The sequence below is a fragment of the Microcystis sp. M53598_WE2 genome, from assembly GCF_030067735.1.
Classification (GTDB): Bacteria; Cyanobacteriota; Cyanobacteriia; order Cyanobacteriales; family Microcystaceae; genus Microcystis; species Microcystis aeruginosa.
The window spans coordinates 1-5,061 of record NZ_JASJFE010000618.1 but is presented as its reverse complement, the minus strand read 5'-3'; the positions used below and the strand labels follow the sequence as shown (position 1 = coordinate 5,061).

5 protein-coding genes are annotated in these 5,061 nt (G+C 48.5%); 4 read left to right on the top strand and 1 reads right to left on the bottom strand.

The genetic code is table 11. The features are described 5' to 3' along the window. The first annotated feature begins 127 nt into the window (after positions 1-127). Positions 128-313, top strand: coding sequence for a hypothetical protein (locus PX636_RS12580; RefSeq protein WP_002799168.1), 186 nt, complete (start codon positions 128-130; stop codon positions 311-313). Here the strand turns inward: PX636_RS12580 and ctpC are convergent. Continuing rightward, positions 303-1,595 (bottom strand): carboxyl-terminal processing protease CtpC, encoded by a 1,293-nt coding sequence (gene ctpC / locus PX636_RS12575; protein ID WP_288117439.1) that lies wholly within the window; start codon positions 1,593-1,595, stop codon positions 303-305. The genes PX636_RS12580 and ctpC overlap by 11 nt on opposite strands. Positions 1,596-1,840: 245 nt before the next feature. On the opposite strand from ctpC, the gene PX636_RS12570 reads away from it, so the two are divergent. The 3 genes from PX636_RS12570 to thiD all read left to right on the top strand — a co-directional run bounded on the left by PX636_RS12570 (position 1,841) and on the right by thiD (position 4,909). Further along, positions 1,841-2,662 (top strand): cell division protein FtsQ/DivIB, encoded by an 822-nt coding sequence (locus PX636_RS12570; RefSeq protein ID WP_288117437.1) that lies wholly within the window; start codon positions 1,841-1,843, stop codon positions 2,660-2,662. A 192-nt stretch (positions 2,663-2,854) separates the two neighbouring features. Then, positions 2,855-4,102, top strand: coding sequence for a cell division protein FtsZ (ftsZ, locus tag PX636_RS12565; protein WP_002756934.1), 1,248 nt, complete (start codon positions 2,855-2,857; stop codon positions 4,100-4,102). A gap of 6 nt (positions 4,103-4,108) precedes the next feature. Then, positions 4,109-4,909 carry a bifunctional hydroxymethylpyrimidine kinase/phosphomethylpyrimidine kinase gene (gene thiD / locus PX636_RS12560; RefSeq protein WP_287169101.1) on the top strand — a complete coding sequence of 267 codons (801 nt, stop codon included), beginning with the start codon at positions 4,109-4,111 and terminating at the stop codon, positions 4,907-4,909. Positions 4,910-5,061: the final 152 nt, after the last annotated feature.

Below are 5,061 nucleotides of genomic sequence, written 5' to 3'. Positions count from 1 at the left end.
GGTTTGAGGTTTGGGGTTTGGGGTTTGGGGTTTGGGGTTTGGGGTTTGGGGTTTGGGGTAGGGTTGATTCATGAATCAACCCTACTATGAATCAACCCTAGGGTTTGGGGTATAAGGAGAAAAATCTATGGATAATAGCCGACAAAACTGGTACATTGTCCAGGAAAATACGGGAATTTGTCAGATTATAGCCCTAGAAAACGGAAAAACCCCAGTCAATGGTCAATACTGGGGTCCTTTTGCCGAGCGGGGAGAAGCGATCGCCCGTCGGGTGGGTTTAATTCGAGCGGGCAAATGTCAACCTATTGTTTAGCGGTATTGGTGGGCGTTTTCTTGCCTTCAGTGATTTCTTTTTCCAAGATTTCAAAACCCTTCTTGAATTGAGGATCCTGGAAGGTTCCCACCTGATCCCGTTCCTGTTGAAGATTTTTGCGATCTTCCTCGCTCAGTTCCGACTCCACATCAGGATGAATACCATCTTTATTGATGTCGCGTCCTTTGGGGGTAAGATACTTGGCAATCGTCACCGCTAATCCCGAACCGTCACTGAGATTGCGTACCGATTGCACTAATCCCTTACCAAAGGTTTTCGTACCGACAATAACCGCCCGATCATGATCCTGTAAAGCTCCGGAGAGAATTTCACTAGCACTGGCGGAACCACCATCGACGAGGACAACTAGAGGTTTATTAGTCAAAGCTTGATTGTTGGCCCGTTGACGTTCCGTCACCCCTTTGCGATCGACCGTAGAGACAATTAAACCATCGGGTATCCACATCCGAGCGATTTCGATGCTGGCGTAGAGTAAACCGCCGGGGTTAGAACGCAGATCGAGAATATAACCCTTCACCTCTTCGGTTTCCAATTCGCGAATCGCTTGACTCATATCGCCACTAGCTTGGGCGCTAAATTGATTGAGACGGATATAACCAATTTTACCGATCGGGGTGTTTTCCGTGCGGGCCCGCACCGGGTGAATTTCAATTTTCGCCCGGGTAAGAGTCAATTCTTTCTTCTCCTCACCCCGTTGAATGGTGATCTTAACACTTGTCCCCACTTTGCCGCGGATCATGCTCACCGCTTGCTCCAGTTCCATACCTTCGGTAGATTTACCATCGATAGAGATAATCACATCTTTGGGCAGCACACCAGCTTTAGAAGCGGGAGTATCTTCAATGGGTGAAACCACGACTAACTGCTTAGTTTTCTCATCTTTGGTCAGTTGAATCCCTACCCCGGTCAATTCTCCCGATGTATCGATCTTCATATTGTTAAACTCTTTGGGATCCATAAAACGGGTATAGGGATCATTGAGAGTTTTTAACATCTCGCGGATAGCGGTGTATGCTTCCTCTTGATTTTTGTAGGAACGATTTAAATACTGACTGCGGATGGCGTTCCAGTCCGATTGATTAAAAGTGCCATCTAAATAAGTGCGGTTGATGATCTGCCAAACCTCATCAACGGTTTCCTTGGGACTTTCCTGAAAAAAAGCTTGACTTTGGGAGAGACGGAATCCCGCCCCCGTGACGGCGACGGTAGACAGGACCACTGCTGTAGCACCGAGAACAAGTCCGCGTTTGTTGATAACCATAGGTAATTTTCGGATAAATTAGGCTGTTCTTGCCAGAACGCTCTTTCTGGCTGACCGTCGAAATATCTTGGCAAAAAGGAGCGTTTAGGTTTCCTGGAGACAGACAAAAGAACGCCTGTAGACTACTACTGTTATAACATTTATTATCTCTTTCTTTGTCAAACTGGTTATTTGAGTAGCGATCGAGTTGCCAGCAGCCCACCTTGCGACCTAAGATAACAGCAAAACTGCCCGAGATTTTCCCTATGAGTGATCAAATCCTTTCTTCCCTCTCCCTGGAACAAAAACGACAAAACCTGCGCCACCAAAGGCGATCAAAGGTGTGGCAAGCCCTGGGTCGCTTTCTGGTGGTTAGTGGTTTAGCGACGGGATTAGCTTGGGGGATGACTTCGCCCTATTGGACAATTACCAAGGCCGGACAGGTGGAAATCGCAGGCACGGAATTAATGTCGTCCGAGTCGATTCGTGCTTGGCTAAAATTAAGCTATCCTCTGTCTCTCTGGGAATTACCTACCCATCGATTGCGAGAAAAATTAGCAGCTATTCCCGCTATTGCCGACGTTAAGATCGAGCGGCAATTATTACCCCCGAAAGTGATTGTTTCTATTCAAGAAAGAAAACCTGTTGCCCGTTGGCGTTCTCATCAACAGCAAGGTTTTTTAGATGCCACCGGAACGATAATTCCTCAAAACTATTATGGTCGAACTCTGCCCAAAACCCAATTACCTAGCCTAGAAGTGCTTGGTTACGACCGACAACATCAACAACAGTGGCAAAAAATTTATCCCTTAATTGATAACTTATCGATTAAAGTTACCGCCATCGATTGGCGCAATCCTAGTAATCTTGTACTAAAAACTGAACTGGGACAGGTCTATTTAGGTTTTTATAAAGATAGATTGCCCGAAAAATTAACCGCTCTCGTACAATCGCGGCAATTGTCATCCAAGATACCTCTAGCGAGAATTCTCTACATTGACCTGAGCAATCCCGATGCTCCCACTGTAGAATTAAAACCGCAGCCAGCCCCTATCGTTGCCAAAGTAACGGCAACTGGTAGGGATTAACTGGAATTGATCAGCAAATAACCGCAATTATTCCCTTTATGTATTGCCAAAAACCCCAAATTATGATTTTCTGAACCAGAAACTGATAATGTAGATACTGGAACCGACATAATATTAGTGATAGTGTTAACATTGCATCTCTAATTCATCAAATCAATAACAGAATCTTGTACTAAGAGTGTTCCAATTCCAATGACATCGATTAATGAAATCGTTCCCACCTATCCCAATCTGAACAGTAACGATTATGCCAGTTCAGCTATGAGCGAAGATAATCATTACTCTCAGAATAATGCTGGAGTATTATTTACTCGTCCCCATGAATCACAGATGACACCCCGAGAAGAAAGTCGTAGTAATCGCATCGTGCCGAGCAATGTCGCCAAGATCAAGGTGATCGGGGTCGGCGGTGGGGGCTGTAACGCCGTTAACCGCATGATCGCCAGCGGCGTGACCGGAATCGAATTTTGGGCAATTAACACCGATGCCCAAGCCCTAGCCCACTCCTCCGCCCCCCAGAGGTTACAAATCGGGACAAAATTAACCCGCGGCCTAGGGGCGGGCGGCAATCCGGCGATCGGACAGAAAGCGGCGGAAGAATCTCGGGATGAAATCGCCCAAGCATTGGAAGGAACCGATCTAGTCTTTATTACCGCCGGGATGGGCGGCGGCACGGGAACGGGGGCTGCTCCAATTGTGGCCGAAATTGCCAAAGAAATCGGCTGTTTGACCGTGGGAGTTGTGACTCGTCCCTTTACCTTCGAGGGTCGTCGTCGCACTAATCAGGCCGATGAAGGGGTGGGTGGTTTACAAAGTCGGGTCGATACCCTGATTATTATCCCCAATAACCAGTTATTACAGGTGATACCCGCCGACACTCCCCTACAGGAGGCTTTTCGGGTCGCTGATGATGTGCTGCGCCAAGGGGTACAGGGGATCTCGGATATTATCACTATCCCCGGTCTGGTGAATGTGGATTTCGCCGATGTGCGGGCAGTGATGGCCGATGCGGGTTCGGCCCTAATGGGCATCGGCATCGGTTCCGGAAAATCTCGGGCGAAGGAAGGAGCGATCGCTGCTATTTCCTCGCCGTTACTGGAATCCTCGATCGAAGGTGCGAAAGGCGTAGTCTTTAACATCACCGGCGGTCAAGATCTCACCCTACACGAAGTCAATGCCGCCGCCGAAATTATCTATGAAGTGGTTGATCCCAACGCTAATATCATCTTCGGGGCAGTAATTGACGAGAAAATGCAGGGAGAAGTCAGAATTACCGTCATTGCCACCGGTTTTTCCGGCGATTCCCCCTCTCGTCCCACCAGTAGCAAGGTGGTGATCAATGCCCCCGCACCCAGTCCGGCCCCGACTCCCGAACCACCAAAACCGGCGGGATTAGATATCCCCGAATTCTTGCAACGTCGTCGTCCTTTTGATCGCTAACCTCCTATGACTGCCATTGCCCTCACCATCGCCGGTTCCGATAGTGGTGGCGGCGCGGGAATTCAAGCTGATTTGAAAACCTTCGCCTTCCACCGAGTTCACGGCACCAGCGCCCTTACCTGCGTTACCGCCCAAAATACCCTAGGGGTCGAGCGCGTCGAGTCCCTAAGTCCAGAAATGGTGACAGCCCAAATCGATGCCGTGGTCAGGGATCTGTCTGTGTCAGCGGTTAAGACGGGAATGCTGTTCAGTAGCGAGATTATCGAAGCAGTGGCCGAGGCGATCGAGCGCTGGCGTTTAATCAGTTTAGTGGTAGATCCGGTTATGGTTTCGCGGGTAGGAGCCAAATTAATTGATGATCGGGCTGTAGATAGTCTTTTTGATAGTTTAATTCCTCTGGCTTCGATTATTACCCCTAATCGTTACGAGGCGCAGCTTTTAAGTGGCATCGAGATCAATGATTTTGAGACGATGAAAGCGGCCGCCGAAATTATTTTCCAGAAGTCGGCCACACCAGTATTAGTGAAAGGTGGCGGCATGAAAGGCCGGCTGCGTGGGGTTGATATCTACTTTGATGGGGAGGAATGGGAAACTTTTAAGACCAGAAGCGTCGAAACCAATAATACTCACGGGACTGGTTGTACCCTATCGGCAGCGATCGCGGCTAACCTCGCTTTGGGTGATGACCTGAAAATAGCGGTGAAAAAAGCCAAGGATTACGTTACTAACGCCCTCGATCATTCCCTCCCTATCGGTCAAGGAACCGGTCCTGTGGGCCATTTTTACCGCTTAAAAGCCCTAAATTAGTCAATTCATAGTTTATCAGTTAAGGCTATTTGAATTGCCGGTCATCACCGTCCGGCCCCGGCGGCGAGGATGTCAATTGGGTCGATTTCTCCACCAGAAAACCTTTTAGTCTTGAGATAATATTGGGTAGGGGTCTGATGGTCTCCGTATCC